The following is a 26,359-nucleotide window of genomic DNA, read 5'->3' on the forward strand; positions in this document are numbered from 1 at the left end:
CCGCCAACCGGTCGGCCTGCACGAAGGTTGCGCGGAAGGTGCATGGGCTCGTGGTAAGGCCCGGCGCGGGTTGGCGGGTTGCTCCTGGGCGGCCGGTCGGACGCCGCCGGCCGACTCCGGACAAGGGGTGGGGAATTCGTGACGGTTTCCCCCTTGACCACCCCTTGTCCTCCCGGTTCGTCCACCTCGCGTGGCCACCCGCAGGCCCGCCGCACCGCCCAGGAGTTTCCCGGCGGGCGGGGCCGGGGTTTCGCGTTCCGACGCCCGACGGACCGGTGCGAGTCGGCGCCGGTGCCCGGCCGTTCGGGGTTCCATTCGGGGGCGCAATCGGGGGCGCGTTCGGGGGTCCGTTTTAGATCGGACCCCCTGGCCCGTGCGTCACCGCAGGTCACCGGGCCTGTATGCACCCTGATTCGGCGCAGACTGGTACGGGATATCGAGAATCGGTCCCGATCCACTGCGGCGGCGGTCTGCTGCGCGTTACCCCCCGCAATACGGGGTCCGTTACGAGGTCCGATACGGGGTCCGTTTTATATCGGATACCCCAGCGGATCCGTCGTCGCAGGTCACCGGCCCCGTATGCAACCTTGTTCGGCGCAGACTGGTATCGAATTCACGATGTGCAACCCGATCCACCCGGTTCAGCCGTGCGCCTCGGCGAACGCGTCGTCCGCCCACCGGACCGCGCGGGCCAGCTCGTCCGCTCCGGCCGGGCCGGGCAGGTCCTCGTCCCCGTCGACGTCGACCACGGCCACGATCCGCCGGCCGTCGGCGACCTCGGCGGCGACGCGTTCGGCGTACACCGCGACCGCCGCCGTGTCGTCGGGTACGCCGCTCGCGCCGGAGATTCCGTGCCACTCCCCCGGGTCCCAGACCACCAGGACCTCGCCCAGGTGCACGCCGCACCCGGGCGCGCTGTTCTCCGCGCCACCGCACGCGGCCACCCACCCGAGCAACGGCGTGCCGTCGTCGCCGGTCGGGCCGCCGCACGGATGCGTCGACCGGGCTCCGAGCGGGCACCGCCGACCGGCGGCCGGCTCCTGGTCCTGGTCGTGCTTGTTCGTCGTCATGCGTCCCAGCCTGGCCTTCACACGAGACGTGCCGCCGAAGATCGTGCGAAGTCTTCGCTCGGGCGCCGTCCTTGGGGCGGAACTCTGAGGATTCGCCCGACACGGTCCTTAGTCGCGTGTTCTGATCCTGATACCCAACGGCGACGAGGGGCGGGGATTGTGGGACGGATCGAGCGACCGGCTCCGCCATACATGCAAGTAGCCACCCATCTGCGCGACCGGATCCACTCCGGCGAGCTTCGACCGGGCGACCCGCTTCCCTCGGATCGCGATCTGTCCGAGCAGTGGAAGATCTCCCGGGTCACCGCGCAGAAGGCGCTGGTGTATCTGGCGGCCGAGGATCTGATCGAACGAAGGGTCGGTGTCGGCTCGTTCGTGAAGCGCCCGGCGCCCGGCGAGCCAGCGGCGGACGAGTCCTCACCGCCTCGCCGGGTCTTCCTCGGGTATGCGTTCGACGGTGCTTCGTCGAGCCACGTGATCGCGGCGAGCATGGCCCCGGCCACCAGCAGCGCGGCGGTCGCGTTCGGCGTCGAGGAAGGCACGCCGCTGTTCGCCCGGCGAACGGTCGTCCTCGGTGTGTCCGGGCCGGTGGCGCTCGTCACGACCTGGTGCCGCGAGACGGATGCGGACACGATCCCCGAGTTGGCGAAGAGGACGCCGCTTCCCGTACCGATCCAGGATCTCATCGCCGTCGACGGCCCGGCCGGGCGACAGGTACGGGAGACAACGGACGCTCGCGGCGCCACACCGGCCGAGGCGGCGGGCCTGAACATTCCCCCGGCTACGCCGGTTCTGACCGGCCACCTCGTTCACACCAGCCGCGAGGGCGCCACCGTCGTGTTCATCGAACACGTCACCACCAACACCGTGACCATCAGCTACGCCCTCGCCCGCAATGCCAGTCCCCCGGCCCGAACGTGACCTCCGATTCTCTTCGGGCGGGCAGGGCCGGTGTCCCCCGAGCGATCACCGCGCGGCCCCAAGCCCGGTACTCGCCGGGCTCTTGATTACGCCTGTGACTCGTGATGCCAATGGGTCACAGACGCCCTGTGTGGCGCGCTGTCGCGTCCAAATGCGGCCAGCGCACCCGAGTGGCCGGGCGCCCACGATCGCCACGGAGACGGCCGCAGGCCGCTCGGCCCGACTCACGCTCTGGGCATGTCCCGGAATCGGGAGTAATGCCCCTGGAACGCGAGGGTGATCGTGGGGGTGGCGCCGTTGCGGTGTTTGGCCACAATCACATCCGCCTCGCCCGCGCGGGGAGACTCCTTGGTGTAGGCGTCGTCGCGGTGCAGCAGGAAGACGACGTCCGAGTCCTGTTCGAGCGAACCCGATTCGCGCAGCTCAGCCAGGCGGGGCGTCTTGTCCTCGCGGTTCTCGGCGCCGCGGTTCAACTGGGACAGGGCCAGAACCGGGATCTCCAACTCCTTCGCCAGGAGTTTGGTGTTGCGGCTGATCTCCGACACCTCGGCCTGGCGGTTCTCTGCGCGGCCGCCGCTGCCGCCCAAGAGTTGCAGGTAGTCGATGACGATCAGGTCTAGGCCGCCGTGGCGCTGTTTGATCCGGCGGCACTCGGCCTTGATCTGGGTCAGGGTCGTGTTGGCCCCGTCGGTGATGAACAGGTTGTCCGAGCTGAGCTTGTTCATGGCGGCCGTGACGCGGTCCCAGTCGTGCGGGGTCATCTCAGTGCCGCGCAGGTGGTGCAATGCCACGCGGGCCTCGGCGGAGATAATGCGCTGCACCAACTCGTCGCGGTGCATCTCCAGGCTGAAGAACGCGACCTTGCGGCCACAGGCGAGAGCGGCATGGCGGGCGATATCGATCGCGAACGTTGTTTTCCCCATGCCCGGCCTGCCCGCGATGATGATCATCTGACCGGCCTGGAGGCCGTTGGTCAGGCCGTCCACGTCGGCGAACCCGGTCATCACGCCCTTGGTGCCGCCCTCGGTCTGGTTGCGCTCGATGTCGGCCAGAACACCGGGCAACAGCGCGCCCAAAGTGTTGGTGACGTCGCGTTGTTCGCCGCCCTGGCCGACCCTGGCCAGGTCGTCAGCTGCCCGGTCGAGGACCTGGTCGACGTCGTCCGGGGCGGAGTGCGCCATCTGGACGATGCGGGTGCCGACCTCGGCCAGGCGCTTCAGCGTCGCTTGCTCAACGACGATGCGCGCGTAGTACCCGGCACTGCCAGTCGTGGGCACGGACGAGATCAGCGTGTGCAGGTACGGCGCTCCGCCGACCCGGTCGATCTCGCCGCGTTTGGTCAGCTCGTCCCGCAGGAGGATCGCGTCCACGGGGTTGCCGCGGGCGTACAGGTCAACGATCGCGGCGTACACCAGCACGTGGGCGGGCCGATGGAACTGTTGGCCGCCGCGCCGGCCCAGGACCTCGACGACCTCCTCGATGGCGGCCTTGGACAACATCATCGAGCCGAGCACGGATTGCTCGGCCTCGATGTCGTTCGGGGGCATGGGGCCCAGGCCGCCGTCGTCGGACGCGTCGTGGCCGCCGGAACGGGGAGCGATTACGGTCATGGTGGAGGACTTCCGATCGCGAGAGGGTCGGGGGAACTCACGGGCGGCCCCCGGCACGGGGCCGCCCATCTGCGTCTTCGTGCTCAGGAGCCGGCCGACGGATCAAGCAGGAGTTCGGCGGCCCGCCGGTTGCGCGCCTCCTCGGCTTCGCGTTCGGCACGGCTCGGCCTGCGCGGCGGCTGCAACGTGCGGGTCGTCGACGGAGCGCCGGCGGACGCCTGCAACGCCCTGACGCGCTCCATGGTGATCGCCCGACGCGCGGCCGCCTCCTCCGGCGATTCGGCGGTGTCGGTTGGCGGAATCACCTCGTCGTCGATGCGGCAGGGCAGGCACTCGGCGACGGTGCGGTGCGGATGTTGCGGGCAGGCGTCGTCCACCGGGACACGCGGGCCGGGGATCTCATCGGTTGAGGCCGGGGCGGCGGCAATGCGGCGGGGCAGGTCGTTGACCCTGAACGTCAGAAAGTTGACGCGGTTCTTCAACGGCGACGGCGGGTTCTCCGTCAGCCGCGCGAACAGGTCGCCGTCCAGAGTCCACGACTTCTCGGCAATCCTGCGCGCCAACAACGGTGCGAGCTTGGTTGCGCTGACCTCGCCCAGGGTCCACGGCGAAGGCAGTGACTGGAGCCAATCCTCGGCCGCGACGATCCCCGGATCCCGAGTTGCGGGGGGTTGATTTTCGCCCGAAGGGCATCGCCCACCTCCCCCCTCCGAGACGGTGCCCACTTCGGACGTGGGGGGGAGGGGGGTGGGTGTACCACCCACCGGGGGGGTGTGGGGGGGGATGGTCGCATTGGGTACACGTGGTGCCACCTGCGGAAACGCCGGATCCACCTCGTTACCCCATCGCCACGTGGTCGCATTGGGTACACGTGGTGCCACCTGCGGAAACGCATTTTCGCCCCGCCACGTGCCCCCATTGGGTACATGTGGCGCCACCTGCGGAAACACCGAGTCGTCCGGAACGATCGGAATGCCTGACTGAGCCGGGCCCGGCCGGGTCGAGACCTCGTAGCGGATGCCGAGCAGACCGCCCTTGCGGACCCGGACCTCACCGGTCGCCGGATCGACCACGTCGGCGGTCGCGCGGATCCGGTGCGCGCGGACGTACCCGGCGTCGCGGACCAACTTGAGTTCGCCGCGGACCGCCTTGACACCGATCGGCTGACCGTTGCCGCTCTTCCAGCCCAGCCGCGCGAGCCAGGCCGTCAACTCCTCAACGGTGAACTGCGCGCCCGGCGGCAGGAACCACAACGCGCCGAGGAACGCGATCGTCAACGGCTGCCAGCCGTGACCGAAGAACGTCTCCTCCCGCAACGTGATCTGTGCGGGAGGCTCGACCGCCACACTCCAGGTCGAAGCGACCGAGGCGGCGGGAGGAACGGGAGGAACGTCGCCCTCGACGGCGGCGGCCTGGCTGCCAGCGGTGGAGGGAGGGCGGTGGGGTGCGACGTGCATGCGCTGTGGGAGTCCTCTCGGAGAGGTTCACTCCGGGTACGCCACGCTGACCAGGGGGATCTGTCGCTGGGGTATGTCGACAGGTACTCTGGGGTCAGCGCGCGGGGCCCGGAACTTTGGAGAGTTGGCGGGACAAGCGTTGAGGCAGGACGAAAGTCCAGTGCCTCCTTCGGAAGCGGCCGGTCTCAGGGGTGAGACTCAACGGCCGCTTTCGTCGTTTTTAGTTGTCAATCGGTCCTACGGAATCACAGGGATGACTCCAGGTTCACGGCATCATCCCATGAGCACTACCGTGGGTGAGCAGACCCCATCTGACCAGCCCGAACAGTGCAGGGGCATGCCTACACACCACGCCGTGCTTACGTCGCGCGCTCCGAGCCGATGCATCTGGGTCCATCTCGTTCGATACCAGTTGCGGATTATGATCTACGGATAATCCGAATGAGTCCAGTCATCTTGTGTTGGCGCATTGTTGGCGCATTTTCATGTCGAATGCGCGTCGATCGCTTCAGCGAAATCCGTCTGCGCGGGCTGTGAGCGTCGTTGGGCCACCCAGCCAGATACGACATCAGGAGACTTAACGGTCCTGACGTGCGCGAATCCGTGGTCTAGGTAGTAACGGTGAAGCCTGGGATTTGTGGTCCATGCATCGATGCGCAGCCAGTCATGCCCATGGCGGTAGGCGTAGTCGCCGGCCCAGTCGAGAATTTTCCCGCCGAGATCGACGCCCGCATATGCCCGATCTACAGACAGTTTGTGCAAATACAGCGCACTGTCTGATTGCTCGTTTTCGTCCCATAGTCGGGTGTCGATGTCATGGTCGAGCGTGACCGTGGCCGCAATGGTCTCGCCATCTTTGAACAGGTAGACCTCACCAGCCTCGATGCTGGCTGCTATGTGGTCCGGTGGAAACGGATTCGACCACTGGTCGATCCCCCGGGCACTCAGCCACTTTGCTGTGTCGCGCCTGAACTGAATCAAACGAGGAAGGGCATCCTGACCTGCACGTACGATGATCACTGATTACTTTCTGCTTGAGGCCGGATGCGTTCGTAGACGATGACGTGGCGGTCGCCAGCGAGGACGTTCACCACGCACTGGACCGGTCTTTCGTCACCGTCAAAACCTGTGACGATATGCACCGCCACGGGGGTCCCGGGCAGTAGTTGCAGGCGATGGGATTCGTCAGGGGTGGGCATCCGGACGTAGATCTCGTCCAAGCACTTGGCCTGTCCGATGCCCAGCTCATCCATTACTTGGTTGGTCCCGCGCTCAACGTTCGCCGGGTGCATGATCTCGCTGCCTTGAACATCGGACAGTCGAAAGTAGCTGTCGTTGATGTTGTAGGGCTCGCCCTCGACCTTCCGGACTCTCCGGCGAACTGCTGCGAGTTCTCCGTCGGCGAGTTGAAGGCGTTGCCGAACATCCGGGCTGCCCTCGACGATCGCCACGTCGATGTCCTGCGCGGCCATGCGACCGTCGTCGGCCATCAGGGTCATGAAGATGTCCAGCTCCGGCGGCTTGCGCTTGAACTCCGACTGGGGCCGGTACACCATCGGCCGCCGTTCACGCACGAAGTGTCCCCGGGGCCGCCGGCTGATCACCAGCCCTTCCTGGACTAGGTGGGCGATCGCGGTTCGAGCAGTGTGCCGAGAGGTGTCGTACCGCTCCTGCAGCTCGGCCTCGGTGGGCAATTGGTCCCCCGCGACCAGGGTCCCGTCCGCGATCTGTGCACGGATGTCATCGGCGATCTGTTGGTACAGATGCCTGCTGCTGCTGGTCATGGCCCATGTCTACCGGCGCAGTCGATCTATTGTCCAGCCAATGCGGACGATGTCCTTGACGTGTCGCCACGCTCGGTGCAAGAGTCCTCGCAGCGGGCATTGTCCGGTCAATCCGAACCATGGATGAGCGGTCGATCCATGCCTGAAACAGGTGAGGCCCGGCGGTAGGACGCCGGGCCTCGCATGGCCGCACCTCTTAGGGAAGGCACGCCATGAGAACCATTGTTGCTGGTCAGTTCGTGTACACCGAGACCGACGTCGTCGAACTCGCGATGGGCGTCGTCGACGAGCTGCCGGTCCCGATCGACCCGATCGAGGCCGAGCTGGTCGTCGGCCCCGTCGGCGAGTCGCTCCTCGAGGCGGCCGCGCGGCGCGCCGCGCTCGTCGACATCACCGCCACGTACACCGCCGAGGGCCGCGAGGACCTGGCCGAGCTGGTCCGGATCCGGCTGGTGCAGGCGGGCCGCATGCCCGGCCTGGCCGCCGAGACCGGCTGGGAGCGGCGTCGCCGCCGCGCCGCGCAGCCGGCACGGGTCGTCACGCCGTCGATTCCGTGGGCGGTGGCGGCATGAGGAACCGGATCGAGTCGCTGGTCGAGCGGACGCGGGTGCGTGCCGCCGAGGCCGAGCGGCAGTGGCAGGACGACCCGACCACCCCGGAGTTCGCGACCGCCGTCGCGGCGAGGGTCCACCACTACCTGCACCACGAGGTCGACGGGATCGCCTACGACCTGCACGAGGTGATGGTCGACCGGCTCGGCCGCGAGTGGACCCACACCGGCCGCTGGACCGAGAACGAGACCGCGCCGCTGATGACGACCGAGGGCCCCTCGTGGGGCGCGCCGGTCCCGCTGCCGTCGGTGATCGCCGAGTTCGGCCCGATCTACCCGCTCGTCGTCGACCCGACCGACCCGGTCAGCTACCCGGCGGCGACCCGCCGGATCGGCGGTGTGTTGTGAGCGCGGCCGGGATGGCCCGGCTGATCACGATGCTCGCCCGGGTCCGCTACCTGCTGGGGATCGCTGGCGCGATGTGGCTGGTCGGCGTGACCGCCGGCACCGGTCTGCGCGTGGTCCTGGTCGTGCTCGCCGGACTGCTGCTCGGCCTGGACGCGGCGGTCGACGCGCACCGCCGCCCGGCCCGGCGCCCGGCGGCGGGCCCGCGCTACGTGACGTTGCCCGCGCCCCGCTCGGCAGCGCCGGTCGGATCGATCCCCACCGGAGGTGCCCGATGACGATCCGTGCGCTCGTACGGCTGTACCACGCCGACCTGAACGGCCTCCGGATGCTGGCCGGCGCGCTGGTGGGCGTGCTGATCGCGGTGGCGCTGGGCCTGTTCGACGCGGGCGACCCGTGGCTGTGGGGCGCCCTGGCCGGCGGCGTCGTCGGGTGGGCCGGCCTGAGCCGGGTGGCGTGGCGGACGCACTGGTTCGCGACCGGCGGGGACGACGGTTGCGAGGTGTGCGCGGACCGCGAGTTCGAGGACCTGGTCGGGTACTGGCCGGCGATGTTCGACGCGGCCGCCCAGGCGTACCCGGACTCCCACGCCCGCCTGTTCGGCGCGGACGACGCGGACGACGAGGCATACCCGGAATCCCACGCGAGGGCGTTCGGTACGGACGCGTCCGAGGCCGGGGAGGCGCGGTGAACCCGGACGAGAGGCCCAGCGCCCCGGAGGGTCGCGTCGATGCCGCCGCGTCGGTGGCGTTGGCGGCGGCGATGTTCGAGCGGTTGTTGACGGAGGGCGTCACGGCCGGGGAGGAGGAGCCCGAGGGGTTCCGCATCCCGGAGGTGTCGTGGCGATCCCACGACGATCAGCAGCGGTGGACCTCCGTGTCGGTCCTGGCGATCGACGACCACGTCAGCCTCCGGTACTTCCCGGCTGACAGGTGGTGCTCCGAGGAGCGGCTGATGATCGGCATCCGTGGTCACCAGCAGTGGCACCGGATCACGACGCTGGGGGACCTCCAGGGTTGGTTGGGTCGGGTGAACCGCGGGCGCGAGGTGGGGCTGATCGGCCTGGGGCGGCCGGAGCCGACCCGCTACATGAGCGGCGGTGTCGTCTACCCGGTCGTGACCGGCCAGGTCTACGCCTCGGCCGACGGGACCCGGTGGGTGCATCGCGGCGTGTGGCGCCACGACGCGCCGGTGCTCTCGTGGGTCGAATCCCCGGACACCGACGCGGGTGTGTCGCTGGACGTGGTGGCCGAGTCGAACGGCCCGCTGGTCGCGGTCCCGGTGTGGTTCGTGCCGGTGCCCGGCCCGGAGGTGACGCCGTGAACCGGTACCCGAAGGTGTCGACGACCGCGCTGGCCGATCGCGCGCTGGCGCTGCCGTTGACTCCGAACACGGACGCCGAGCGGCGGGACGCGGTGGCCTGTGTGCGCCGTCGACTCGCGTACCCGCCGGACCGGTTGCTGGTGTTCGCCGCGCTGGGCCTGGACGACGTCGAGGAGGGGGAGCGGGGATGAGCGAGGAGATGAGCTGGGGAGCCCGCCGCCGCCTGGAGGCCGCCGCGACCGATAAGGCGAAGGCCGAGGCGGCGAAGACGGCCGCGCAGGCCGCGAAGGAGCAGGCCGAGGCCGAGATCGCCCAGGCCGAGGCCGAGGCGGCGAAGAAGCTCGCGGCTCTCAAGGTCGAGGAGGCGACGACCCGGGCCGAGGACCGTGCGGAGGATCGCGCGGAGACCAAGGCCGAGAAGAAGGACGAGAAGCGGAAGAAGCGCAAGGGCGAGCGCAAGGCCGCGCGGGCGAAGCGGCGCGGCGAGATCGCCGCCTGGATCAGCACGCGGCGCGCGTTGCTGGCGACGATCGCGGTGGTGACGGCCAGCGTGGTGATCGCCTGGCCCGCACAACAGAAGTCGTTCGCGCACATGGGCCCGTTGACCTCGTTCGGGATCCCGGTCCTCCTCGAGGGCCCGACCTGGCTGATGGCGATCCTGACCTACCTGGCGGTCACGGCCCGGCCGAAGCCGAGGCCGGCCACCGTCTACCGCGTGATGACGTGGGCGTTCGCGGGCACAGCGGCCGGGATCAACTTCGCGCACGGCTACTCCGACTACGGCGTGCTGGGCGGGGTCGTCCTGGCGCTGGCGTCGCTGGTGGGCGTGGCGGCGTGGGACCTGTACATGCACTCGCTGACCGCCCACGTCGAAGGGCGTTCGCTCGCCGAGGTCCGGTTCCGCCGCAAGCGCCGTCGCACGCACAAGACGGTGGCGAAGAAGGCGGACTGGATCCGGCGCGGGGCCGGCTGGGACCTGCCGGAGGAGATCGCGTGGGACCTGGCGTGGCGCGCGGAGTACGGCGCGGCGCCTGGCTTGTCGAAGGCGCTGCTGGAGCACCAGCAGCAGGCTGTGGCCGAGGTCGACGAACTGCTGTCGGAGCGCACGGTACCGGTGCGGCCGCGCCCGGACTTGACCGAACTCACCGCGTCGGCGGGCGGCCTGGACGTGCTCGCTCCGCCCGCCGAGATGACCGAGGGCGCGGCCGTACGGGCCATGCTCGAAGAGGCGTTGAACGCGGCCCGGCCGATCGTGGTCGAGCGCCGTACGGACGGCCCGGACGTACGGCCGCAGCCGCTGCCGCAGGGCGCTGTCCGGATCGTCGCCGGAGCCGGCGAAAAGGCATCGAAATCCGACCGTACCGACGCTGTTTCCGGTCAGAAAACGCGCAGGTCACTGCCTGTATCCCCCCCGTCCGCGCAGGGTCGCACAGGGCCCCGGAAAACACCCTCCAGCACGGCCGCCCGTACGGCCGCCAAGGAGACCGCGACGCTGTCGGTCGCGCAGAAGGCCGAACTCGAAAAGAAGCGCCTGGAAGCCCGTACGGAGGCGGCTCGGATCCTGCGTGACGGGGGTACTCCGCGCCCGTCCGAGATCGGCCGTACGCACGGGATGAGCCCCGAGTGGGGCGCCAAGCAGATCAAGGCCGCCCGCGACGAAGTGAACGCCGCCCGTGCAGGCCTGCACCTGGTCGACGGCGACGAGCCGAAGGCGGTGAACGACTGATGGCCGAGTACTGGGAGCCGGGGACGCTGCGGGTGTCGCTGGAGCTGACCTGGACCACGACCGGCCGCACGGAGCGGTTCAGCGCGGACGCGGTGATCACCGAGGTCACCGAGGCCGAAGACCTGATCCGCCAGGCCGCCGAGGCGGCCTACGAGGGGCGCGGCGGCAGCCGCCCCAAGCACCGCACGCCGGACGGCCACTACATGTACACCGGCCGGGTCGAGCGCCGACTGCGCTGACCCCGCCACCCACACACCACCACCGAACTGCGGGCCCCGGCCCACGCCTGGCAGCCGATGCCGGGGCCCGCCACTCCAACCAGGGAGCACAGTCAATGTCGCACAACATCGAGACCCCGCCCGCAGTGCGGGTGGAGTCCACGGACGTGGAAGTGCCGGCCCCCACGATGGGTGACGTCGTGGAGATCGAGCCGCGCCGCCGGGTCGTCGACCCGCTCGACGCGGAGGAGCTGCTGTTCACCAAGCCGGTGACCCTCCTGCCGGCGCAGGCCGGGCCGGACCGGGCCGACGACGAGGACCAGGAGGAGCCTGCGGACGCGGGTGACGGCGGGGACGACGACGGTTTCGACGACGACGCGGACGCCGGTGAGGACGAGGGCGACGACGAGGATCCGTCGTGGATGGCGCAGTTCGTCGTGCCGGACGCGGCCCCGGTGCCCGAGTGGCTGGTCAGCTCGGAGGTGCGCAAGGCCCAGGCCGAGCAGGTCAAGGTGTGGGCGGCGTGGCACGCGAAGTACCACGCCGCGCGGTTGCCGGTGTACGCGGCGCGGATGATCGGGATGGCGCTGCGCGGTCTGGGCCGGGGCATCGCGTGGACGTGGCGGTATGCCACGGCGGCCGATCACGCCCCGGAGATCCGCGACGCCCGCAAGGCGGGCGACTACCGGATGGTCAAGACGCTGGTGAAGGACCGTACGAAGACGGCCAAGAAGCGGTTGATCACCACCGGGATCGTGGCCGGCGCCGGAGTCGTCGGGGTGATCGTCACCGCCGCGCTCGCGGGGCTGATCGCAGTGACCGCGCTGGGCGCGGCGGCGATCACGGCGGCCGTGCTCGGCGGCCGGACGACCCGCGACGGCGAGATCGCGCCGATCGTGGACACCCCCGCCGTGCCGGTCGAGGTCGAGCTGGGCGCCGACATGCTCCGGGCGGCGATGGTCGACGCGACCATGATCAAGCCGACGCAGGAGATTCGGCTGGTGGGCCCGATCCGCCCGGACGGCGACGGGTGGGCCGCGACGGTCGATCTGCCCAGCGGTGTCGCCGGTGAGGACGTGGTCGGGAAGGTCACCAAGTTGGCGGCGGCGCTCAACGTGTCGGCGGCCCGGGTGGTGCTCACCGCGCTCGTCGAGGCGGACGGCGAGGACGTGCCCGAGGGGCGGGTGGAGATCTGGGTCGCCAAGCGCGACCCCTACGCGAAGACGTACGCCTCGCCGCTGGTCGACCGCATCGAGCCGACCGACATGTGGGGCAAGGTCCCGCTGCTGCGCGGCGTCAAGGGCCAGTTGATCGAGGTCGAGACGTTCGAGAAGAGCTTCCTCTTCGCGGGCGAGCCGGGCGCGGGCAAGAGCATGACGGCGGCGTCGTTGCTGATGGCGATCGGCCTGGACCCGCACGCCGAGTTGTGGCTGGCGCCCGCGAAGCAGGGCGTGGACACGCAGGACTGGGAGCCGATCTGCGCGCGGATGTGCGAGCCGGACGACCCGGAGTCCTTCCACGAGATGCTGCAGGAGCTGCGGGCGGAGATGGACGACCGCTACGCGCTGATCCGCAGCCGTCGGGCGAAGAAGCTGCACCGCTCGATGGGCAAGCCGTTGTTGTTCCTGTGGTGTGACGAACTCGCCTTCTTCATTCAGGACGAGGACTGGGGCAAGAAGATCCACAAGGCGCTCCGGGACATCCTGGCCCGGGGGCGCGCGTCGGGGATCGTGCCGGTGCTGGCGACGCAGAAGCCCGCCGCGACGGTGATCCCGACCGACCTGCGCGACCTGATCGCCTACCGGTGGGGCGGGCGCTGCGCGACCTCGCAGGCCTCGGACACGATCCTGGGCCAGGGCATGGCGTCGCTGGGGTACAACGCGGCCCGGATCCGCCGCCGTCACCGGGGCGTGGGCTGGTGGTTCGCCGAGGAGGCGGCGCCCGAACTCAGCCGCGGGCAGCTGGTGGAGGACGACGAGCAGAAGGCGGTCGCCGAGCGCGCATACGAACTCCGCCGGGCGGCGGGCACGTTGCCGGAGGCCCCGGAAGAGGTCGCCACGCCGACGCTGGACCTGGTGCGCGCGGCGCTCGCGGACGCGGGCGACCCGGTGGGCCTGGCCACGGCCGAGGTGCTGGAGTACCTGGCCAAGGTCGACCCCGACACCTGGGACCTGTCGCACTTCGAGGGCAAGCCGCTGCGGGCCGCGAACCAGCTCTCCACCCGCCTGGCGGCCGAACTCGCGCCCTTCGGGACCGAGTTGAAGCCGGAGAAGTTCCGCCCCGGAACGGGCGCGGCGTCGGTGCGCGGCTACCGCCTGGAGGACGTGCTCGCGGTCCTCGACGAGGAACCCGCCGCTGTCTGAAACATCCCGGTTTGCACCCGGAACGCCGACCGGAACCGCCGGCGAAAGCCCAGGTCGGCATCCGGAACGGCTGCGGAACACGAGCCCTTGGGCCGGAACGCTGTTCCGGCCCAAGGGGCCCTGTTCCGGCCCTGTTCCGGCCCTTCGCGCCGCTCTGACCTGCACGTTTGCTGATCGTTCCACTCCTGTACCGGTCCGAAAGATCCTTTTTGGCCGAACCGGAACAGGCCTTCCCCAGGGAGATCCCGATGCCTGCGAAGCAGTCCAGGATTCCGTACGACCCCCGGTTCACCGTCGACCAGCTCGCCGAGGCGGTGAAACACCGCAAGTCCCTCCCGGCTGCGCCGAAGCCCGCGAAGACCGCCTCCGGCAGGCCGGCCCGCAGGCCCGCGCCGGCCACCCCGGCCGCGGCGGTCGTCCGCAAGGCGGTGACCCGCGAGCAGGCCGCCGCCAAGCGCGCGGCGGCGAAGAAGACGACGAAGACCGCGCCGAAGCAAACCCGGAAGGCCACCGTCGCGAAGACTCCGGCGAAGAAGGCCGCGGCCGCCAGGTCGGCGCCCCGGGCGACTCGTCCCGCGAGCCCACGCCCCGCCGCGCCGACCGCGTCGGCGAAGTCGCCCGCGAGGAAGGCGGGTTCGGCGAAGGCGGTGGTCACCGCCCGGTCGAGCCGGGCGCGGGCGAACGCGAAGTGGGTGCGCAAGCACCCGGTGTTGGCCACCGTCGTGGTCCTGGTCGTCGTCGGCCGGCTCTCCGCCCGCGCCGCCCGCGCGATCCACCACCAGGTCGTCCGCCGCGTTCGCGCCGCACAGGCCCGCCGCACGTCCCGCATCGCCACCGCGGCGAAGAACAGGAACGTCGGTGCGCACGCGGGCTGCTCGGCCTGCGGCGGCACCGGCACCGTCGCGGTGCACGCCTCCGACGGCTCGTTCGCCGGGTCCCGTAGCTGCCCGCGCCCGCGCCGGGCCCCGGTCGGAGCGGCCGCGTGAGCGCCGCCGACCTGTGGACCCTCGACACCTCGCACCTGCTGAGCGCGGCGAACGCCGCGCGCGTCGCCGGGGTCGCCGTCGCGCTGTGGCTCGCGGGCGCGATGGGACGCGCCGCCCGCCGCGCGTTCGGCCCCGGGACGGCGGTGGTGTCGGGGCTCCTGGTCGCCCTCGTGGTCGGCCTGATCCTCCGGGGCTGACGGCCCCGAGAGGTCGGCGGAGGGATCACCTCCACATAAATGCCAAATTAGATTTGGCCAAGTCTTGCTAGGCCAAATTGGATCTGTCACCTTGGAAATGCGGGACACCGAACACACCGAATCGCGAGGGAATCCGATGAACCTGCACCTCGTCACCATCGCCGCGGCCGGTCCGGCCGAGGGCGTACCCGCCCAAACGCCGAACGGAGTGACCGTGAACGGCACGGTCACCATGTCGATGGGCGTGCTGTTCCTGCTCCTGGGCGCGTGGGCCTGGAAGAGCAACAAGCACAACGCCGGCCTGGCCCTGCTGATGACGGCGTCCGTGCTGCTCGGCAGCGGCGCGATCGGCCGCCTCGTCGCACAGCTCGGCAGCCAGCTGGGCACGAGCGCCGTCCAGGCCGCGAACGACGTCGTCGCCTGAATTCCGATGACACTCCCTGTCCTCATGATCCGGCTGCCCCTGCCCGGGGCGGTCCGGGTCACGGGCGCAGGGCCCGACCACACCGCACCCAAAGGAGTTCGCATGATTCGCAAGTTCGTCGCCGAGACGGCCGGCCCGTTGTGGGTCGACCTGCACTGCCCGATCGGGACGGTCCTTGTCGCCGCCGGCGCCGACCTGGAGTACGCCGAGGTCACCGTGTCCACCACCGACGAGACGGGACCCCTGGCCGAGGCCGTGCGCAACACCACCGGCATCACCCGACAGGAGCCCGGCGTCCGCGCGCTGCAGGTGCGGGTGCCGGAGACATCCGGCGGCGGCGTCACCGCGATGAACATGGGCGACGTCACCATCTCGGCCAGCGGCGGTGGCGTCGCCGCGATGAACATCTCGGGCGGTGTGAGCATCGTCAACGGCCGGGTCCACGTCGGAGGGCATGTGGTCTCGGGTAATCAGGTCCTCGTCGATTCCCGGGCGACCGTCTCGGTGTTGGTGCTGGTGCCCGCGCGGTCGGCGATTCGCCTGACCACACGCAGCGCGGACCTGGATACGAGCGGCGCCCCGCTGCGGGCGGTGGAGGCCACGTCCGTGTCCGGTGACGTCCGGGTCGGATCCGTGCAGGCCCTGACGGTGCACACCACGTCGGGCCACGTGAGCGCGGACCACGTCACCGACCTGGTCCAGGTGGTCTCGGTGGCCGGCGACGTCGACATCGACCGCTACGAGGGCACGCGGTGCACGGTGAGCAGCACCTCGGGCGACGTGCGGATGCGCGCGTACCCGACGGCGACCGGCACCATCACCGCGCGCAGCGTCTCCGGCGACGTCCGCCGATGACCCCGCCCCGGGACGGCCGCCACAGCCGGCAAGCGTCGTCGGCCGCCCCGGGCCCGAAACCGCCCCGGACGGGGCGATGGGACATCCATCGTCCCAGCCCCCGAAGGAGCACCGACATGAGCCCTGGCCGACCCACCCCCGACGAGACCACCCGCACCGCCGGTATCGAGCGGATCCGCGCGGCGAAGGCCAAGCGCGACCGCGACCGCGAGGCCGCGATCGAGCGCATCGAGCGCGAGTTCTGGGTCGCCGTCGCTGCCGAGATCGACGGCGGCGTCCTCCAGGGCGACGCCGCCCAGGCCGCCGGCTACACGCGCGAGACCGTTCGCACCTCGATCAAGAAGTACACCGCCCCCGCCGAATAGGCCCCCGTTCCCTGTCCCCATGTTCCGGCCGCCCCGCGCGGGGCGGCCCGGTTCACGGGCACACGGCCCGGCACCCGACTACCGGGAGACGCAGCAGTGGATTTGAACCGCAGCCCCTACGAGATCGCCGACGACGCGGAACAGGCGATGCGCGCCCTGGAACGCCGCGTTCGCGACACAGGCGCATGGACCTCGACCGGCGACATGGCCGACACGGTGCAGGCACTCGACACCGTCGTCACCCCGCCTGCCCGCGATCCTCACGGCCCTGGGCACCCGCCTCGAGGACATGGCCCGCAGGGGCCACCTGCGCCCGTCCGCCGCCGGACGCACCGTCAATGGCCTCGTCGAGGACGCCCGCCGGGCGCTCACCGAGGCCGACTGCGCCACCCGCGGACTGCACGAGGACCTGCGTGGCGTGCACCAGGCCCTCGACGGCCTCGGCCACGACCCGAGCACGACCCTCCTGTCGGCTCCGACCGCCCCCTTCGAGAGGTAGCGATGACTCCCGCACAGCACCCGTTCACCGCCGTCACGAGCGAGTACACGCCCGAGGACGTCACGCCGCCCGAGCTGCGGCCGTCCGCACTGGCCACCCACGTGCCCGCCTGGGCGGAGGCGGCCCCTACCCCGGCCGACGTGCACGACTGGCCGGAGCGCCTGGCGAGTGCCCTCGTCCCGTTCCGGCTCGACGACCGGGGCTGGCCGATGCACCCGCACGGCCGCACCGGCAAGTGCGGCCGGAACCTGGGGAAGTGGGGCGAGAATGCCGCCGCGGACCCGATCGTCGTGGCTGGCACCGGTGACCGGCGCCGGGTGCTGCTGATCACCCGGGACGACATCGCCGTCGAGGCGATCCCCGGCGGCATGGTCGACCCGGGCGAGACTGCCCCGGCAGCACTCGTCCGCGAGTTGCGCGAGGAGACCGGTGTCGACCTGGCCGACCACCGGCCGATCATCCTCGGCCGGGAGATCGTGGACGACTGGCGCGCCAGCGATCACGCGTGGGTCGCGACCACCAGCGCGCTGTACCTGCTGCCCGCCACCGTGACCGCCGTCGCGGGCGACGACGCGGCCGACGCCGCTTGGTGGCCATTCGGCGACCTGGACCAGCTCGACGCCGCGATCACCGCCGCCGGACGCACCCTCTACACCGCGCATCGCCCTCTGCTGCGTCGCGCCCTGGACCACCTCGCCGAGTAGTCCGCTCCCTGTCCCCATGATCCGGCTGCCCCGTCTCGTGGCGGTCCGGGTCACGGGCACACGGCCCGGATCCGCAACTCCCGCCGAGAGGTATTGAGATGACCCCCGCACAGCGCCTGTCCACCGCCCGCGAGATCGACCCCGGCGCCACTGACAAGACCGATGCCGTGTTCGGCCACCTGATCAAGTGCGCCGACGCGGCCACGGCCTCCCGGGTCGCCGACCTCCTGCGTGCGCGGGGCGAGACCCGGACCTGGTACTCGCCGCGCATCAACCAGGACCGCGTGTTCTTCGACATCAAGGGCTGACCCGACGCCCTCTCCGGTCCCGGTGACCATCCGCCCCCACAGGGCCGCGGTCACCGGGGCACGGGGAGGACGCCGGGACGGCCCCGGGTCCCCGAAGAACCAGACACCGCGCGGTGGTCCACCCGCTGCGGCCGGTTCTTTCGACATCTCCCGAATGGAGTTTCTCCATGCACCTGCGCTTACGCCTGCCCTGGATGAGCCGGAGCGACCGTCGCCGCTGGGGGGCTGCCCGAACCCTCGGCGATCTGTGCGGCCTGACGGCCCTGTGGCTGACCGGGCACATCCGGTCCGTGCCCGGGACCGTACCCAACTACGGGCCCGACGAGGAGACCGCGGCGATTACTCCGGCCCTGGTCGCGCTCTGCCACGCGGGCGTGCTGACGACCTGGTCGCAGCCCGGCCTGTCGGAGACCGTCGGCGGCGCGCCGTGGGACCAGCGCGCGGTTCTCGAGGGGTTCGTGCGCCCCGGCGTGGTCGACCGGCTGGTCGACGCGGCGACGGCGGCCGGCCTCATCGTGATCGTCCAACCGCCCGCCGGGGGTCCCCCGCTCGGCGCCAGGGTCGACGTCACCCTCTACGACGGCGACCCGTACACGATGGTCGGTCACCAGCTCGACCGCGACCTTTTGCGCGGGGAGTGGTCGGTGGTGTCCGACGCCGCCTACGCGGAGCTGGCCACCGCCGTCCAACTGACCCTTATCAGCCCCGAGTTCGGGCCCGGCGGAAACCGCCTCTGGCCCATCCTGCTCACCGCCGTCGGCGTCGACCCGGCAACGGTCGGCATGCACGCGGAACCGGTGGGGAGTTCGCGGTGAGCGTCACCGTCACCGGGTCGGACCGGGTCGCCGCACTGGCACCGCACGTTGCCGCCGCAGTCACCGCGACGGTCGGCCCGCTGCCCCACCGCACCTGGCTGATCGTTGCCTCGCCGCGCGAGTTGCGCGCGCACCACCGCTCGGTGGTCCGAGTGGTGTGCGGCGGGACCGCTCCGCAACGGCGCCGGATCCGCCTCGCGTTCCCCGGCGACCAGGCCGCGCTGGCCATGCCGGGCCCCGACGGCGACGTCGTGGTGCTGCTGCGGGCCCGGACCTGCGCCCGCGCCCGCCCCGACGACCTGGTGCGCCTGATCGGCGGCGCGCTGGTGTACGCCGCCCAGTTCGCCCGCCCCGGCGTGCGGGACCTGGTGCTCGCCGGGATCCGGCACAACCACGACACCCACGAAGCCGAGGCGGACGCCGCCGAGGCCGCCCTGCTCGCGCACGTGCGCACCACCACCACCACCACCACCACCACCACCACCGGAGAGCACCTGTGAATCCCCCCACCACCACCCTGGGCGAGGTGATGCGGCTGCGGGCCGACCTCGCCGCCACCCGCGCCGCCTGGGAGGCCGCAACCACCTCCCGTCGTCGGATCGCCCACACCCCCACCTGCTACGGCGCCACCCTCGTCGACGACGGACTTTGCGCCGACTGCCGGGCGACGGAACGCAAGGGCGTCCGCCCGGCCGACCTCACCCGACTCGTCCACTGCGTCTACACCGACGAGGGCTTCGCCGGCCACGTCGCCTCGCTCACCCGCAAGCACGGCCCGAGCGACGGCGTCGGCGCCGCTCTCCTGGACGACCTCGCCGGCGGCCGCCGGGAACGCATGACGTCCTGCGAGGCGGACGCGATGGTCACCGCGATGCGGGCCGCGATCGCCTCGGAAAGCATCGACGACTACTACCGCCCCCACCTGGAGAGCGGCCTCGCCGAACTGCTCGGCGTGCTCCGCCGGAACCGGGACGCCGCGTGAACCACGACCGCGACGAGGACGTGACGATCACCATCGTGCTGCCCGACGACTCGGGCGCCCGCCTGCCGAACTGCACCCGCACGAGCGGGTGCCTGCTGCCGCAGGGCCACCCGTCCCCCCGCTGCATGGTCCCGAACACCCGCCGATAGGAGCAGAGACAGTGAACGAAACCACCACCACCGACGTCGACATCCGCACCCCGATCGAGACGCCGACGCTGACGTGGACGCGGATCGACACCGCGACCGGCGCCGAGAAGGGCGTCTACGCCACGCCCGACGAGGCCCTGGTCGCCGCGATGGGCACCCACACCCGAGTGCAGTTGCGCCTGGACGTCACCGGCGCGGTGTACCTCGTCGAGGCGCTGGACCGCATGACCGGGAACACGGAACCGATCGGCGAAGAGATCGCCCCGACCGCGCTCGCCCTGTGCGGCAGCGGCGTGGAGTACTCCGGCCCCGAGGTCCTGCCTACGCCGGTGGACGCGATGAGCGTGACCGAGCTGCGGATGGTCGTGCTGCAGCTGCGGGGCGAGGTCGACGCGTACCAGCAGTGGGCGAGCGACCAGATCACCGAGGGCTGCACGCCGGGCTGCTACGGCGCCCGCACCAGCGACACCTGCGGCGAGTGCCACCGCCGCTGGACCTGAGCACACCCCGGGACGGCCGCCAGCGCCGCCAAGCAGAAGTCGGCCGTCCCGGGCCCCACCACCCGATCTCTCAGGAGAGGGAGTCTCCATCGTGGGTCCCGTCACCGCCTCCCGTCCACCGACTCGACCGACCCCGCCCCGCCCGACGCAGCCCGCGCCCAGGACCAGGCCCTGCCGGGCCTGCCTGCCGAGCAACCCCGGCCGGGTCACCGTCAAGGGCGAACTCGCCGCGTGCCCGACCTGCCACGGCACGGGGGTCATCCCCTGCTGACGCCGCCGATCGCCTCGCCGTGTCCGGGCCCGCCCCCGGTGGTCCCGGACACGGCGAGGGGACCGGACGGCCCCGAGACCCACATCGACCTCCGTGTCGAAAGGACCGATCTCGTGAGCAGGAAGACCAGCCGCGAATGCCGCTCGTGCAACAACGGCTACAACATCCGCAAGAACCAGAAGTGCGTCCACTGCGGCGGCGACGGACGGGTGGGCGGCCAGTGATCGTCACCGCCCCCGCGCCCACGACCAGGCCCGTCCTCGTCGTGCCGTACCCGCCGACCACCGGCACCGAGCCCTGCCGCACCGACCCCGAGGACTGGTTCCCCGAGAAGAACCCGGCCGCGCTCGCTCGGGCGCAACTGGGCTGCGCGGAGTGCCCGATCCGGATTGCGTGCCTGGCCTGGGCCCTCGCCCACCCCCGGGACGCCGCCCACGGCGTGTGGGGCGGCCTCACCCCGGAGGATCGCACCTCCCTGATCGCAACCCTCGCCGCACCCGCGGCCTGACCCGAGGAACCCGATGACGAACCACACGACCGCGACGGCGGCCGAGGTGATCGACCTGGCCACCCGAGCCGTGCGCGAATCCAACGCCCAGCCCGACCCGCGACCGCTGCTGACGTGGGCCCGCGGACACGAGTCGGCGTCCGTGCGCGCGCTCGCCGACCGGGCCGACGCCGCAATCGAGGCCGTCGCCGAACGGCGGCGCCGCGAGAAGGACATCGTCGCCGCCGAACAGCGGGTGAAGGAGGCCGAGAAGGAGCTGGCCGCCGCCCGCCGCAAGCTCCAGGCCAACAAATCCGGCAAGGCGGCGGCCCAGGCCCGGCTCACCGAGGCGGCCCGCGAGGAGGGCCGACGCGCCCGCGCCTGGGCCGTGGCCCACGACATCCCGGTGCCCGACCGGGGCCGCGTCTCCACCGAGATCATCACCAAGTACCGCGCCGCGACCGGCGGCACCCCATGAGCCGCACCACGACCACGACCGCCACCCGCCCGGGACGCATCACCTACGTCGGCCGCGACCGCCGGATCCGCGCCCTCCTGCCGCGCGTAATCGCCGCCGTCCGCGCCCAAGACCTGGTCCTGCCCGACACCGTCATCTCGACGGCGATCGGCCCGGCCAACGTCGACCGGGCCATGCTGACCGCGATGCGGCGGGCCACCGACTGCCACGACCCGAAGGACAACGAACTGGACCCGGCCCCGATCGGGCCCTGGCCCGCGGACCGGGCGGCCGGCGCGGTCACCACCCCGGCCTGGCGGGGCAACGCGGAAATCGTCCTCGACCGCGACATCGTCGGCCGCACCCCCGAGGACGACCTCATCCGCCTGCTCGGCCACCACCTGGTGCACGCCGCACAACTCCACGCCGCCAGCCCGGTCTGGATCGCGGTGGCCTCGCACCACACCGGGATCCGGAAGCTCGCGCCGCAATGGCTGTCCCGCAGGCGGGACCAACTCGCCGCCGACGAGAGAGCCGCCCACACCCTGGCCCCCACGATCCTCGCCGCGGTTCGTCACCGCCTGCCGACCCTCTTCTGAACCCACCCACGGAAGAACCGGCACGGTCCGGCCGCCACGCCCTCGAGGAGGAGAACGATGACCGACACCATCACCCCGGCGACCGCGTCGGTCGCCGCCCTGCACCGCCACATCGACGACCTGATCGCCAACATCCGCGCCGCCGACGCCAAGGCCTCGCTCGTCCTGGTCGGCGTCGGCGTCGGGGCGGGAGCCCTCGACCGCCTCCCGACCACGGCCGCCTGGGTCGCCGCGGCCGGTCTCGCCGCGACCGCGACCCTCCTGGGCCTGGTCCTGCTCCCACGCGTGGCCGGCTGGCTGGACGACGACCCCGATCCCGACACGATCCTGCGTCGGATCGCCGATGCCGACCACCCCCGGGCGCTCGCCACCCACTACGCGACGCTGCGCGTCCTCGTGCACCGCAAATACCGGCTCATCCGCGGCGCGCTCCTCACCCTCGCGGCCACCGTCGCCGCCACAGCCCCGCTCACCGTCGCAACCACCCGCTGATCCCACCGATCGGAGCGCGTTCGTGACCACCGCACCCCCCGCCACCGACCACGCCCTGGTGCTCGACCTGGTCGGGCAACTGCTCGACACGATCCCGCACACCACCCACCACGACCACCCCACCTCGGCACTGCCGCTGTGCGGCGTGCACCTGGAGGCCACCGGCCACACCCTCTACGCGATCGGCACCGACCTCCACACCCTGGCCGCCACCCGACGCTACGCCGGCGGCATCGGCACCTGGGAGTGCTTCCTGCCCGCCGAGGACGTCCGCGCGCTCCTGGCCCTGGCCCGCGCGTGCGACGTCCGCAACGGCCGCGTGCGGTTTGAGGAAACCGCCGGCCCCGGGCCCGACCGACTGCACGTACGCCTGGCCGGCCACACGCTCGCGCTCCCCGCGTGCGGACCGCTGCGCTTCGACTGGCGCGCCAAAATCGCCGAGGCCCTGGCCGTTGACCCCGCCCCCGTGGACGCCCAGTCCATCCCCGTCGACCAGTTGCGGCGGTGGACTCGTCAACCCGCCGGCACCCGCCTGCACATCTGGGACGCCGACGGCACCGCCGTGATCACCCGCTACGACGACCCCAACTACATCGGCCTGCACGGCCTCGCCCGAACCGCCGTCTCGAACGTGCCGCACCCGCGCACCGCCGCCCTCGACGCCTGGACGCACCGGTGACCGCCGACGAGTTCAACGAAGAACATCCCGTGGGCACCGAGGTGACGGCGTATCCGGGTGTCCGCGGCCAGGAGCCCGCGCTGATCACGCGCACACGGACGCGAGCGTGGACCTTGGGACACGGCGCGGCCGTGGTGGCCGTCGACGGTCACGTCGGCGGCATTGCACTCACGCACGTGGACGTCCGTCGCGACTGCTGATCTCAACCAGAACACCGAGAACCACGCGATGCCCGGAACACCCGACCACTCCCGGAGACGAGAACACGACATGGGCCAAACCATCCTGATCGAGACCTGCCACTGCGGGCACACGGTCTCGGGCTCACCGAACGGCTGGACCACCTGCCCCGCCGGACACAGGATCCAGCTCAGCCCCGGAACCGGCACCTGACAACCCCGACCAACGGCGGGCCTGATCACGAGGATCGGGCCCGCCGTCGTCGTGCCCGGCGAAGACCAGGAAGGGGCGCCCAGACGGGGGCGCCCCTTCGGTGTGCAGGGCGTCCCCGGCGGCCGTTGTGTCAGAAGGCTCTAGGCATCGAGAGTCGGATCGTCGCCGAGAGGGCTGCCGTTCCTGGAAACGGTCAGGCCCAGGGCGTTTGCGATCGAGACGAGATCGTCGGTGAGATCCAGGACTAGGCGCCGGGCATGAGCGGGATGTTCGGCATTGGCGTCGTGCACCGCTGTGCGGGTCACTGCGGCGGACACCCGGGTGAGGCGTTCCTGAGCGAGCTGCAGGCGCTCGAAGACCGACGAGCGGGGATTCGAGGAGGCGGCCCGGGGCGACGGCTCCGGGGCGAACCCGGCCGCCTTGCGCGCGTCCCGCAACGATGCGCCGGTGACCTTCCCGGCTTCCTGGGCCTTCGCCACGACAGCCTTGGCGGCCTCGATGCCGTGCTGTTCCATCACCGGTGCCAGGATCCGGCCGTGGGACTCGGCGAGCGGCGTGTCAAAAATTTTTGTCAACGCGAACATGACGGGAGCGGCTTCGAGGATCTGATAGGCGCGTTGTCGGCTGAGCTGGAACCGCTGCTCGACGTACGACTCGAACGTCGCGTGCGTGACCTTGTACAGGTCGCGGGAACGGATCTCCTGAAGTGCCATCCCGATCTCGACGGTCACCCGCGCCTTCGCCGCCGCCATCGAGTTGCGATGGTTCTCGGCGGCCGCGTCGATCGCCGCCTCGTAGAAGCGCAGTTGCTCGGCCGGTGTGCCGGTCACTCCGGCGGGATCGACGACCTGGGCCTGACGGGCGCCGGGAACCAGCGCGGCCGCGCTCGACGCCGCCGCCGCGATCTGATCGCCGACGAGGATCTGCGTCCTGCTCGGGGCGGGAGCCTGCGGCGTGGGCCGGCGCCGCGTGGCGCGTGGAGATTTCCCGCCGCCGCTCACGACGTCGCCTTGATCAGACGCTCGGCAAGCTGCCCGAACCACGCACGAGCCTCGCGGCCGCCCTCAGACTTTTGCGCGACGAGCGGCAGTTGCGACTCGTCCGCGTCCTGGATGGCGGTGCGCACCGGGATGACGGGCTCCCACAACAACGGTCCGAACGTCTCGGGCAGCGTCTCCAGTTGGCCGACGTGCGCCGGCTTGCGGACGTCGTACCCCGCCACGATCACACCGATCAGGTGCAGCTCCGGGTTCGACAGGTTCGTCCCCTGCGCCTCCACGAACGCCCGGAACCGCAGCGCGCCCTCGATCGAGTAGTACTCGGGCTCCGTGACGGCCACCGCGTTCGGTCCCGCGGCCAAGGCCAGCTGCGTCAGGTGGAACAGGCTGGGCGGGCAGTCGAAAAGCGTGAAGTCGTAGCCGTCGTCGGCACCGTCCAAGGCGATCGCGAGGCGGCGGTACGCACCGATGACGCCCGCCTCGCTCATCCGGTCCTCCAGGTCCAGAGTGGACGGACACACCGAGATCCGCGACGCGTACTCGGCATCCCACCCGCAAGGCCAGATCGAATCCGCCACCGCACCGCGGCGGTTCTCCTTGATGGCCTCCGAGACGGTCCGTGCGCCCAGGTCGCCGACAACGCCCAGCCGGCCCGAAGAGTTGCCCTGCGGGTCGAGGTCCATCACCAGAACCCGCTTGCCCAGGACCGCCAGCGCCTCGGCCACGCGGACCGTCACGGTGGTCTTGCCCACCCCGCCCTTGTTGTTGCCCATCGCGACCCGCGTCGCCATTTCCGCTCCCGTCCGTCTCTGCCGGCCCTCGCGGCCGCCAAGGGGCACCGTAGCGGGACGGAGTGGATCGTCTTGCCCGACATGCCCCAAACCGGCGTCCTTCACCGGCAGGAAACCATCGAGGCCCGCCAGAAGCGTGTCCGGCGGGCCTCGATGCGATACGTCACGCCGAGAGACTGTGACGAAAATCGGCGCCGCGCTCTCGGCGATCGGCACGTCGGGTCGTGTCTACGGCGGTCCCTGGAGTCGGACCACGGTGATCTGCAGAATGCCCCGGCTCACGTAGAAGACGATCAGGCAGTCCCCTGCCAGGGCCTGGCGACGGTCGGGCTCGGAGGAGCTGATGGCCTGGGACCCGCCGTAGGGGTCGTCGGCGAGCCGGTCGACCGCCCGGTCGAGGCGGGTTCGTATGTCGGCGCGTAACGCGTTGCGGGACGAGGCGGCCACCGGGGCGTACTCGACGCGGTAGCGGCTCACCCCGTGTACCCGTCCAGCTCCTCGGCAGGGATCATCCCGGAGTGGTCACCGGCCTCCAGGCGCCGGAAGATTGCCTCGTCCTCGTCGATCGCCTCCTGCGGCAGACCCCACCGGGCCGCGATCAGCGGGACCTGCGTCAGCGGGGCCGCGTCGATCTCCGCGTCGAACGCCTCACGCGCTGCATCGTCCGGAAGCCCGGCTCTGATTCCCCCCAGGCTCCCCGGGAGTTCGACCAGCTCGCCGCCGATGTGGGTGATCAGTACCGGGTCGCCGTGCTCGGCCATGATGGGTGTCCCCTCCGGGTCGGGTCCGGGTCGTCGCCCACCAGTGTGCGCTTCCACCTCGAGGTGCCGGCAGTGGCGCACGGCGGCGCTCGGGCGCGCGGCCCGCCGCAGGCAGAGTCGGGGGGCCGGGGAACCACGACAAACGCCTTACCCCCGTAGAGAAGTAGTCGGCTGTTTCTTCACCCCTGTCTACGCCCCTGATCAGGCGCTTTACCGCGAA

General features: G+C 71.2%; 39 protein-coding genes. 30 read left to right on the forward strand and 9 right to left on the reverse strand.

The annotated features are described in order from the left end of the window. Positions 1-641: 641 nt before the first annotated feature. The gene (locus tag EMA17_RS45825; RefSeq protein ID WP_160161807.1) at positions 642-1,070 is read right to left on the reverse strand and encodes a hypothetical protein; all 429 of its coding nucleotides are present in this window, start codon (positions 1,068-1,070) and stop codon (positions 642-644) included. A gap of 192 nt (positions 1,071-1,262) precedes the next feature. On the opposite strand from EMA17_RS45825, the gene EMA17_RS45830 reads away from it, so the two are divergent. Further along, positions 1,263-1,991, forward strand: a complete 729-nt coding sequence (locus EMA17_RS45830; protein WP_160161808.1) for a GntR family transcriptional regulator — start codon at positions 1,263-1,265, stop codon at positions 1,989-1,991. A gap of 224 nt (positions 1,992-2,215) precedes the next feature. Here EMA17_RS45830 and dnaB read toward each other — a convergent pair whose 3' ends face one another. The 4 genes from dnaB to EMA17_RS45850 form a co-directional block, all read right to left on the reverse strand. After that, complete coding sequence (dnaB, locus tag EMA17_RS45835; protein WP_126643164.1) at positions 2,216-3,670, reverse strand: replicative DNA helicase; 1,455 nt, start codon at positions 3,668-3,670, stop codon at positions 2,216-2,218. A 14-nt stretch (positions 3,671-3,684) separates the two neighbouring features. Then, positions 3,685-5,058 (reverse strand): hypothetical protein, encoded by a 1,374-nt coding sequence (locus EMA17_RS45840; protein WP_126643165.1) that lies wholly within the window; start codon positions 5,056-5,058, stop codon positions 3,685-3,687. A 483-nt stretch (positions 5,059-5,541) separates the two neighbouring features. Next, positions 5,542-6,078: a GNAT family N-acetyltransferase gene (locus tag EMA17_RS45845; RefSeq protein ID WP_126643166.1), complete on the reverse strand. Its 537-nt coding sequence runs from the start codon at positions 6,076-6,078 to the stop codon at positions 5,542-5,544. Further along, complete coding sequence (locus EMA17_RS45850; RefSeq protein WP_126643167.1) at positions 6,075-6,842, reverse strand: GntR family transcriptional regulator; 768 nt, start codon at positions 6,840-6,842, stop codon at positions 6,075-6,077. Before EMA17_RS45850 ends, EMA17_RS45845 begins: the two co-directional genes overlap by 4 nt. Before the next feature lie 212 nt (positions 6,843-7,054). Here EMA17_RS45850 and EMA17_RS45855 point away from each other — a divergent pair, with 212 nt between their 5' ends. From EMA17_RS45855 to EMA17_RS55660, 29 genes are all read left to right on the forward strand, one after another. After that, entirely contained in the window at positions 7,055-7,414 is a 360-nt protein-coding gene (locus tag EMA17_RS45855) for a hypothetical protein (protein ID WP_126643168.1), read from the forward strand. Beyond that, positions 7,411-7,800 (forward strand): phiSA1p31-related protein, encoded by a 390-nt coding sequence (locus EMA17_RS45860; RefSeq protein WP_126643169.1) that lies wholly within the window; start codon positions 7,411-7,413, stop codon positions 7,798-7,800. The genes EMA17_RS45855 and EMA17_RS45860 overlap by 4 nt, the downstream gene beginning before the upstream one ends. Beyond that, the gene (locus tag EMA17_RS45865; RefSeq protein ID WP_126643170.1) at positions 7,797-8,075 is read left to right on the forward strand and encodes a hypothetical protein; all 279 of its coding nucleotides are present in this window, start codon (positions 7,797-7,799) and stop codon (positions 8,073-8,075) included. The genes EMA17_RS45860 and EMA17_RS45865 overlap by 4 nt, the downstream gene beginning before the upstream one ends. Further along, a complete protein-coding gene (locus EMA17_RS45870; RefSeq protein WP_126643171.1) occupies positions 8,072-8,488 on the forward strand; it encodes a hypothetical protein in 417 nt (138 codons plus the stop codon). The genes EMA17_RS45865 and EMA17_RS45870 overlap by 4 nt, the downstream gene beginning before the upstream one ends. After that, on the forward strand, positions 8,485-9,120 hold the full coding sequence (locus EMA17_RS45875; protein WP_126643172.1) for a hypothetical protein: 636 nt from the start codon (positions 8,485-8,487) through the stop codon (positions 9,118-9,120). Before EMA17_RS45870 ends, EMA17_RS45875 begins: the two co-directional genes overlap by 4 nt. Then, positions 9,117-9,311, forward strand: coding sequence for a hypothetical protein (locus tag EMA17_RS45880; RefSeq protein ID WP_126643173.1), 195 nt, complete (start codon positions 9,117-9,119; stop codon positions 9,309-9,311). Before EMA17_RS45875 ends, EMA17_RS45880 begins: the two co-directional genes overlap by 4 nt. Continuing rightward, on the forward strand, positions 9,308-10,846 hold the full coding sequence (locus EMA17_RS45885; protein ID WP_126643174.1) for a DUF2637 domain-containing protein: 1,539 nt from the start codon (positions 9,308-9,310) through the stop codon (positions 10,844-10,846). The genes EMA17_RS45880 and EMA17_RS45885 overlap by 4 nt, the downstream gene beginning before the upstream one ends. Further along, positions 10,846-11,085 (forward strand): hypothetical protein, encoded by a 240-nt coding sequence (locus tag EMA17_RS45890; protein WP_126643175.1) that lies wholly within the window; start codon positions 10,846-10,848, stop codon positions 11,083-11,085. Before EMA17_RS45885 ends, EMA17_RS45890 begins: the two co-directional genes overlap by 1 nt. Positions 11,086-11,180: 95 nt before the next feature. After that, positions 11,181-13,427, forward strand: a complete 2,247-nt coding sequence (locus tag EMA17_RS45895; protein ID WP_126643176.1) for a P-loop NTPase family protein — start codon at positions 11,181-11,183, stop codon at positions 13,425-13,427. A 248-nt stretch (positions 13,428-13,675) separates the two neighbouring features. Beyond that, a complete protein-coding gene (locus EMA17_RS45900; protein WP_126643177.1) occupies positions 13,676-14,413 on the forward strand; it encodes a hypothetical protein in 738 nt (245 codons plus the stop codon). Beyond that, positions 14,410-14,610 carry a hypothetical protein gene (locus tag EMA17_RS45905; protein WP_126643178.1) on the forward strand — a complete coding sequence of 67 codons (201 nt, stop codon included), beginning with the start codon at positions 14,410-14,412 and terminating at the stop codon, positions 14,608-14,610. The genes EMA17_RS45900 and EMA17_RS45905 overlap by 4 nt, the downstream gene beginning before the upstream one ends. 136 nt (positions 14,611-14,746) lie before the next feature. Beyond that, a complete protein-coding gene (locus EMA17_RS45910; protein ID WP_126643179.1) occupies positions 14,747-15,034 on the forward strand; it encodes a hypothetical protein in 288 nt (95 codons plus the stop codon). A 102-nt stretch (positions 15,035-15,136) separates the two neighbouring features. Then, positions 15,137-15,889 carry a DUF4097 family beta strand repeat-containing protein gene (locus EMA17_RS45915; RefSeq protein ID WP_126643180.1) on the forward strand — a complete coding sequence of 251 codons (753 nt, stop codon included), beginning with the start codon at positions 15,137-15,139 and terminating at the stop codon, positions 15,887-15,889. A gap of 116 nt (positions 15,890-16,005) precedes the next feature. Beyond that, a complete protein-coding gene (locus tag EMA17_RS45920) occupies positions 16,006-16,254 on the forward strand; it encodes a hypothetical protein (RefSeq protein ID WP_126643181.1) in 249 nt (82 codons plus the stop codon). 289 nt (positions 16,255-16,543) lie between these two features. Next, positions 16,544-16,753 carry a hypothetical protein gene (locus EMA17_RS45925; RefSeq protein ID WP_126643182.1) on the forward strand — a complete coding sequence of 70 codons (210 nt, stop codon included), beginning with the start codon at positions 16,544-16,546 and terminating at the stop codon, positions 16,751-16,753. 2 nt (positions 16,754-16,755) lie between these two features. After that, the gene (locus tag EMA17_RS45930; RefSeq protein WP_126643183.1) at positions 16,756-17,457 is read left to right on the forward strand and encodes an NUDIX domain-containing protein; all 702 of its coding nucleotides are present in this window, start codon (positions 16,756-16,758) and stop codon (positions 17,455-17,457) included. 98 nt (positions 17,458-17,555) lie between these two features. Continuing rightward, positions 17,556-17,765, forward strand: a complete 210-nt coding sequence (locus EMA17_RS45935; RefSeq protein ID WP_126643184.1) for a hypothetical protein — start codon at positions 17,556-17,558, stop codon at positions 17,763-17,765. A gap of 167 nt (positions 17,766-17,932) precedes the next feature. Further along, on the forward strand, positions 17,933-18,580 hold the full coding sequence (locus EMA17_RS45940) for a DUF6919 domain-containing protein (RefSeq protein ID WP_126643185.1): 648 nt from the start codon (positions 17,933-17,935) through the stop codon (positions 18,578-18,580). Continuing rightward, a complete protein-coding gene (locus EMA17_RS45945; protein ID WP_126643186.1) occupies positions 18,577-19,080 on the forward strand; it encodes a hypothetical protein in 504 nt (167 codons plus the stop codon). The genes EMA17_RS45940 and EMA17_RS45945 overlap by 4 nt, the downstream gene beginning before the upstream one ends. Further along, positions 19,077-19,562 (forward strand): hypothetical protein, encoded by a 486-nt coding sequence (locus tag EMA17_RS45950; protein ID WP_126643187.1) that lies wholly within the window; start codon positions 19,077-19,079, stop codon positions 19,560-19,562. Before EMA17_RS45945 ends, EMA17_RS45950 begins: the two co-directional genes overlap by 4 nt. Further along, positions 19,559-19,711 carry a hypothetical protein gene (locus tag EMA17_RS52320; RefSeq protein ID WP_160161809.1) on the forward strand — a complete coding sequence of 51 codons (153 nt, stop codon included), beginning with the start codon at positions 19,559-19,561 and terminating at the stop codon, positions 19,709-19,711. The genes EMA17_RS45950 and EMA17_RS52320 overlap by 4 nt, the downstream gene beginning before the upstream one ends. Before the next feature lie 11 nt (positions 19,712-19,722). After that, entirely contained in the window at positions 19,723-20,211 is a 489-nt protein-coding gene (locus EMA17_RS45955; RefSeq protein ID WP_126643188.1) for a hypothetical protein, read from the forward strand. A gap of 491 nt (positions 20,212-20,702) precedes the next feature. Beyond that, complete coding sequence (locus EMA17_RS45960) at positions 20,703-20,990, forward strand: WhiB family transcriptional regulator (RefSeq protein ID WP_170222366.1); 288 nt, start codon at positions 20,703-20,705, stop codon at positions 20,988-20,990. A gap of 13 nt (positions 20,991-21,003) precedes the next feature. After that, positions 21,004-21,447 (forward strand): Lsr2 family DNA-binding protein, encoded by a 444-nt coding sequence (locus EMA17_RS45965; RefSeq protein WP_126643189.1) that lies wholly within the window; start codon positions 21,004-21,006, stop codon positions 21,445-21,447. After that, positions 21,444-22,025, forward strand: a complete 582-nt coding sequence (locus EMA17_RS45970) for a hypothetical protein (protein ID WP_126643190.1) — start codon at positions 21,444-21,446, stop codon at positions 22,023-22,025. The genes EMA17_RS45965 and EMA17_RS45970 overlap by 4 nt, the downstream gene beginning before the upstream one ends. 57 nt (positions 22,026-22,082) lie before the next feature. Beyond that, complete coding sequence (locus EMA17_RS45975) at positions 22,083-22,517, forward strand: Pycsar system effector family protein (RefSeq protein ID WP_126643191.1); 435 nt, start codon at positions 22,083-22,085, stop codon at positions 22,515-22,517. 22 nt (positions 22,518-22,539) lie between these two features. Then, positions 22,540-23,196 (forward strand): hypothetical protein, encoded by a 657-nt coding sequence (locus EMA17_RS45980; RefSeq protein WP_126643192.1) that lies wholly within the window; start codon positions 22,540-22,542, stop codon positions 23,194-23,196. Beyond that, entirely contained in the window at positions 23,193-23,396 is a 204-nt protein-coding gene (locus EMA17_RS45985) for a hypothetical protein (protein ID WP_126643193.1), read from the forward strand. Before EMA17_RS45980 ends, EMA17_RS45985 begins: the two co-directional genes overlap by 4 nt. A 70-nt stretch (positions 23,397-23,466) precedes the next feature. Further along, the gene (locus EMA17_RS55660) at positions 23,467-23,589 is read left to right on the forward strand and encodes a hypothetical protein (RefSeq protein ID WP_281290620.1); all 123 of its coding nucleotides are present in this window, start codon (positions 23,467-23,469) and stop codon (positions 23,587-23,589) included. A gap of 140 nt (positions 23,590-23,729) precedes the next feature. On the opposite strand, the gene EMA17_RS45990 is transcribed toward EMA17_RS55660, so the two are convergent. From EMA17_RS45990 to EMA17_RS46005, 4 genes are read right to left on the reverse strand one after another with little or no spacing between them, the layout of a single operon-like run. Continuing rightward, positions 23,730-24,590: a hypothetical protein gene (locus tag EMA17_RS45990; protein WP_126643194.1), complete on the reverse strand. Its 861-nt coding sequence runs from the start codon at positions 24,588-24,590 to the stop codon at positions 23,730-23,732. After that, the gene (locus EMA17_RS45995) at positions 24,587-25,594 is read right to left on the reverse strand and encodes a ParA family protein (protein ID WP_281290621.1); all 1,008 of its coding nucleotides are present in this window, start codon (positions 25,592-25,594) and stop codon (positions 24,587-24,589) included. Before EMA17_RS45995 ends, EMA17_RS45990 begins: the two co-directional genes overlap by 4 nt. 12 nt (positions 25,595-25,606) lie before the next feature. Next, entirely contained in the window at positions 25,607-25,855 is a 249-nt protein-coding gene (locus EMA17_RS46000; protein WP_126643195.1) for a type II toxin-antitoxin system RelE family toxin, read from the reverse strand. Continuing rightward, on the reverse strand, positions 25,852-26,139 hold the full coding sequence (locus EMA17_RS46005) for a hypothetical protein (RefSeq protein WP_126643196.1): 288 nt from the start codon (positions 26,137-26,139) through the stop codon (positions 25,852-25,854). The genes EMA17_RS46000 and EMA17_RS46005 overlap by 4 nt, the downstream gene beginning before the upstream one ends. Positions 26,140-26,359: the final 220 nt, after the last annotated feature.

Source organism: Embleya hyalina, from assembly GCF_003967355.1.
Lineage (GTDB): Bacteria > Actinomycetota > Actinomycetes > Streptomycetales > Streptomycetaceae > Embleya > Embleya hyalina.

Bases quoted from the DNA above. Each gene is read 5' to 3' on its own strand.
- EMA17_RS45825 (WP_160161807.1), bottom strand. From the start codon at position 1,070: ATGACGACGAACAAGCACGACCAGGACCAGGAGCCGGCCGCCGGTCGG.
- EMA17_RS45830 (WP_160161808.1), top strand. From the start codon at position 1,263: ATGCAAGTAGCCACCCATCTGCGCGACCGGATCCACTCCGGCGAGCTT.
- dnaB (WP_126643164.1), bottom strand. From the start codon at position 3,670: ATGGGCGGCCCCGTGCCGGGGGCCGCCCGTGAGTTCCCCCGACCCTCT.
- EMA17_RS45840 (WP_126643165.1), bottom strand. From the start codon at position 5,058: ATGCACGTCGCACCCCACCGCCCTCCCTCCACCGCTGGCAGCCAGGCC.
- EMA17_RS45850 (WP_126643167.1), bottom strand. From the start codon at position 6,842: ATGACCAGCAGCAGCAGGCATCTGTACCAACAGATCGCCGATGACATC.
- EMA17_RS45855 (WP_126643168.1), top strand. From the start codon at position 7,055: ATGAGAACCATTGTTGCTGGTCAGTTCGTGTACACCGAGACCGACGTC.
- EMA17_RS45860 (WP_126643169.1), top strand. From the start codon at position 7,411: ATGAGGAACCGGATCGAGTCGCTGGTCGAGCGGACGCGGGTGCGTGCC.
- EMA17_RS45870 (WP_126643171.1), top strand. From the start codon at position 8,072: ATGACGATCCGTGCGCTCGTACGGCTGTACCACGCCGACCTGAACGGC.
- EMA17_RS45885 (WP_126643174.1), top strand. From the start codon at position 9,308: ATGAGCGAGGAGATGAGCTGGGGAGCCCGCCGCCGCCTGGAGGCCGCC.
- EMA17_RS45890 (WP_126643175.1), top strand. From the start codon at position 10,846: ATGGCCGAGTACTGGGAGCCGGGGACGCTGCGGGTGTCGCTGGAGCTG.
- EMA17_RS45895 (WP_126643176.1), top strand. From the start codon at position 11,181: ATGTCGCACAACATCGAGACCCCGCCCGCAGTGCGGGTGGAGTCCACG.
- EMA17_RS45900 (WP_126643177.1), top strand. From the start codon at position 13,676: ATGCCTGCGAAGCAGTCCAGGATTCCGTACGACCCCCGGTTCACCGTC.
- EMA17_RS45910 (WP_126643179.1), top strand. From the start codon at position 14,747: ATGAACCTGCACCTCGTCACCATCGCCGCGGCCGGTCCGGCCGAGGGC.
- EMA17_RS45915 (WP_126643180.1), top strand. From the start codon at position 15,137: ATGATTCGCAAGTTCGTCGCCGAGACGGCCGGCCCGTTGTGGGTCGAC.
- EMA17_RS45920 (WP_126643181.1), top strand. From the start codon at position 16,006: ATGAGCCCTGGCCGACCCACCCCCGACGAGACCACCCGCACCGCCGGT.
- EMA17_RS45925 (WP_126643182.1), top strand. From the start codon at position 16,544: ATGGCCCGCAGGGGCCACCTGCGCCCGTCCGCCGCCGGACGCACCGTC.
- EMA17_RS45930 (WP_126643183.1), top strand. From the start codon at position 16,756: ATGACTCCCGCACAGCACCCGTTCACCGCCGTCACGAGCGAGTACACG.
- EMA17_RS45935 (WP_126643184.1), top strand. From the start codon at position 17,556: ATGACCCCCGCACAGCGCCTGTCCACCGCCCGCGAGATCGACCCCGGC.
- EMA17_RS45940 (WP_126643185.1), top strand. From the start codon at position 17,933: ATGCACCTGCGCTTACGCCTGCCCTGGATGAGCCGGAGCGACCGTCGC.
- EMA17_RS45965 (WP_126643189.1), top strand. From the start codon at position 21,004: ATGACGAACCACACGACCGCGACGGCGGCCGAGGTGATCGACCTGGCC.
- EMA17_RS45970 (WP_126643190.1), top strand. From the start codon at position 21,444: ATGAGCCGCACCACGACCACGACCGCCACCCGCCCGGGACGCATCACC.
- EMA17_RS45975 (WP_126643191.1), top strand. From the start codon at position 22,083: ATGACCGACACCATCACCCCGGCGACCGCGTCGGTCGCCGCCCTGCAC.
- EMA17_RS55660 (WP_281290620.1), top strand. From the start codon at position 23,467: ATGGGCCAAACCATCCTGATCGAGACCTGCCACTGCGGGCACACGGTC.
- EMA17_RS46005 (WP_126643196.1), bottom strand. From the start codon at position 26,139: ATGGCCGAGCACGGCGACCCGGTACTGATCACCCACATCGGCGGCGAG.